Here is a 3,708-nt window from a genome sequence, read left to right as displayed (position 1 = left end):
CGGCGGGCATCACCCACGGCCCGGCGCTGCGCGCGATCGACGAGGCGTACGTCGGTGACGGCACCGTCGTCGCCCGGCTGCGCGCCCCGTCCGGCGAGGCGTTCCCGTACGTCCTGTCCCCCGCGCTGACGGACTCGGCGATCCAGGCGTCCATGGCGCTGACGCTCGACGGCTCCGGCGGCGAGGTCGTGGTGCCGTTCGCCCTGGACACGCTGGAGCTGTTCGGGCCCTGCGACGACACGATGTGGGCCGTGGTCCGCGTCGTGCCCGGCGCGCTGCGCCGCCTCGACGTCGACCTCGTCGACGAGTCGGGGGCGGTCCGGGTCCGGCTGACCGGCTACACCTCGCGCGCCGTTCCGGGGTCCGCGCCGGACCCCGCCTCCCCCGAGTCGGCGCCCTCGCTCTTCACCCCGGTCTGGGAGCCGGTGCCGGGCGAGGAGGTGACGGCCGCGTCCGGCGGGGAGCCGGTTCTCGTGGTCGGTGCCTCGGAGGAGGAGTTCGCCGACGTCGTCCGGCACTTCCCCCGGGCCCGGGCCTGGCGGGTGCCGCTGACGGCCTCGGTCGAGGAGAACACGGCCGCGCTGACGGCCGAGGGCGAGATCGACCACGTGATGTGGATCGCCCCGGACACCACGCCGCACGTGACGGACGCCGCCGGTTTCGGCGCCGCCCAGGAGATCGGCGTGATCGCGGCGTTCCGCATGCTCAAGGCCGTGCTGCGGGCCGGCGGCGACGCCCGCTCCCGCACCCTGACCCTGGTCACCCGGGGCGCCCTCGCCACGTACGCGGGTGAGCCGACGAGGCCCGCGCACGCGGCCCTGCACGGTCTGCTGGGGTCGGTGGAGCGCGAGTACGGCCACTGGACGGTGCGGCGCGTCGACCTCGACGAGACGGCCGGTCTCGCCGGACTTCCGGCGCGCACTCCGGGCGGCAGCTGGGCGCGGCGCTCGGGACAGTGGCTGCGTCAGCGGCTCGTCCCGACGGTCGCCGCCCCCTCGGGGACGGTTCCGTACCGGGAGGGCGGCGTGTACGTCGTCATCGGCGGCGCGGGCGGCCTCGGCGAGGCGTGGACCCGGCACGTCACCGAGCGGCACGGCGCGCGCGTGGTGTGGCTCGGGCGCCGGCCGCAGGACGCCTCCGTCGAGGCACGGCTGCACGCGGTGCGGGGACGTGGTGAGGTCCGGTACCTGACGGCCGACGCCACCGACCCCGAGGCGCTGCGCAGGGCCTACGAGGAGATCAGGTCGCGTTACGGGCGCGTCGACGGCGTCGTCCACTCGGCGCTCGTGCTGCGTGACCGGGGCATCGCGGGGATGACGGAGGACGACTTCCGGGCCGCGCTGGCCGCGAAGTCCGACACGAGCGTGGCCATGGCCCAGGTGTTCGGCGGGGAGCGGCTCGACTTCGTCCTGTTCTTCTCGTCGCTCCAGTCGTTCGTGACGGCCGCCGGGCAGGGCAACTACGCGGCGGGCTGCGCCTTCGCCGACTCCTACGCGCACCTGCTGGGCCGGCATCTGGACTGCCCGGTCCGGGTGATGAACTGGGGCTGGTGGGGCTCCGTCGGCAGCGTCGCCTCCGCGTTCCACGAGCAGAGCATGTCCCGCTGGGGCCTGAGGTCGATCGAGCCGCCGGAGGCCATGGCGGCGCTCGGCACGCTCCTTTCCGGGCCGCAGCCCCAGGTGAGTTTCGTCAAGCTGACCGACCCGAAGGCCATCGACGCGATCGACGCGACGCGGCGGACGACGGTGTACGAGCGCGCGTCCGCCGGGGTCACCCCCGAGTCGGTGGCCGCCGAGGTCGATCCGTCCGGCGGTGACGAGTCGCTGCTGCGGGGTGTGGCCGACTGGCGGCGCACCGAGCGTGATCCGCTGCTGGCCCGGCTGATCCGCGCGCATCTGGAGGCGCTCGGCGTCGTCCGCGCCGGTGAGTCCGCGCGGATCGGCCGTGCCGGGATCGTCGACGAGCGGTACGCGGCGTGGCTCGCCCACTCGCTGCGGGTCATGCCGGACCAGGCGCCGCCCCTCGGCGTCCTTCAGGCGCAGTGGGCCGCGGAGTGCGCGCGCTGGTCGGCCGACCCGGACAAGGCGGCCGAACTGGCCCTCGTCGACGCCACGTTGAAGGCGCTGCCGGAGATCCTCACCGGGCGGGTGCCCGCGACGGACGTGATGTTCCCGCGCGGTTCGCTCGAACTCGTCGAGGGCTGCTACCGCGACAACCGGGTCGCCGACACGTTCAACCGGACCATGGCGTCCGCCGCGCGCGGGATCGTCGCAGAGCTGCTGCGGCAGGACCCGGGGACCCGGGTGCGGATCCTGGAGATCGGTGCGGGCACGGGCGGTACCAGTGTCGGTATGTTCGCCGCGCTGCGGCCGTTCCAGGACAGCATCGACACGTACACGTACACCGACCTGTCGAAGGCGTTCCTGAACCGGGCCCAGGCCAGGTTCGGGCCCGACGCCCCCTACCTCGACTGCCGGCGCTTCGACGTCGAGCAGCCGCTCGCCGGGCAGGGCATCGAGGAGGGCGGCTACCACCTGGTCGTCGCCGCGAACGTCCTGCACGCCACGCGCGACATGCGTAACACCCTGCGCAACGCGAAGGCCGCGCTGCGGGACCGGGGCTGGCTGCTGCTGAACGAGCTGACGGCGTTCGACGTGTTCAGCCACCTCACGTTCGGGCTCCTGGAGGGCTGGTGGCTCTCCGAGGACGTGCCGCTGCGCGTCCCCGGCTCACCCGCGCTGGCGCCGGACGCGTGGCGCGAGGTGCTGCGCGGCGAAGGGTTCCCCTCGGTGATCTCCCTCCTGCCGTCCGCCCGCGACCTGGGCCAGCAGATCATCGCCGCCCAGGGTGACGGCGTCGCCCGCCAGCGGGCCGCTGCCGCCTCGGCACCGGTGGTCCGGCCTGCGGCACCGCAGCAGCGGACGACGGTGGCGGCCACGGCCCCGGTGACTGCCACGGCTGTCCCGGCGTTCACCGCTCCAGCCCCGTCCCCGGCTCCGGCTCCTTCGGCTCCGGCTCCGGCTTCCGCCGAGGAGCGTGCCGGCGTTCTGGCCACGTACCTCACGGACAAGGCGGCGGACACGCTGCGGGTGCCGGCCGAGAAGATCGAGCGGGAGACGTCGTTCACGGCGTACGGGATGGACTCGATCCTGGTCCTCCAGTTCACCAACGCGCTCCGGGAGGACCTGGGCGAGCTGTCGTCGACCCTGCTCTTCGAGGCGGACTCGGTGGGCGCGCTGACCGCGTACCTCCTGGAGCACCGGGCGCGGGAGGTGGACGCGCTGGTCGCCGCGCTGCGGCCGGAGCACGCGGGGGACGAGGCGGCCGGTGGCGTCGCCGACCCGGCTCTCGGCACGCTGTTCCACGTGGCCGTGCGTTCGGTGCCCCCGGCCCAGGGCGGGGCCCTGCTGAAGGCCGCCGCGCGGCTGCGTCCCGTCCTCGTCCCGGGCGCGGACTCCCCGGAGCCGCAGACCCTGTACCTGGGCGAGGGCTCGCACGACGTGGGGCTGGTCTGCCTGCCGTCCCTCATCGCCCCCACAGGTGCCCACCAGTTCCTCCGCCTGGCGATGGCGCTGCGCGGGCAGCGTTCCGTCTGGGCGGCGGGTCTGCCCGGCTACGGGCGGGGTGAGGCGCTGCCGCAGACCTTGGACGCGGCGGTGGACCTCCAGGTCGCGGCGTTGCGGCGGCGCTTCGGCGGACGGCCGTTCG

1 protein-coding gene is annotated in these 3,708 nt (G+C 74.8%); it reads left to right on the top strand.

Features of this window, described 5'->3' with window-relative positions; all coding sequences use genetic code 11:
- Nucleotides 1-3,708 (top strand): SDR family NAD(P)-dependent oxidoreductase (locus tag ACVNF4_RS33725; RefSeq protein ID WP_461806680.1); only part of this gene is annotated, 3,708 nt, incomplete at both ends.

It is taken from the genome of Streptomyces sp. S6, assembly GCF_054880855.1.
The sequence above is the reverse complement of the archived record's forward strand: the minus strand, read 5'-3'. Positions and strand labels throughout refer to the sequence as shown.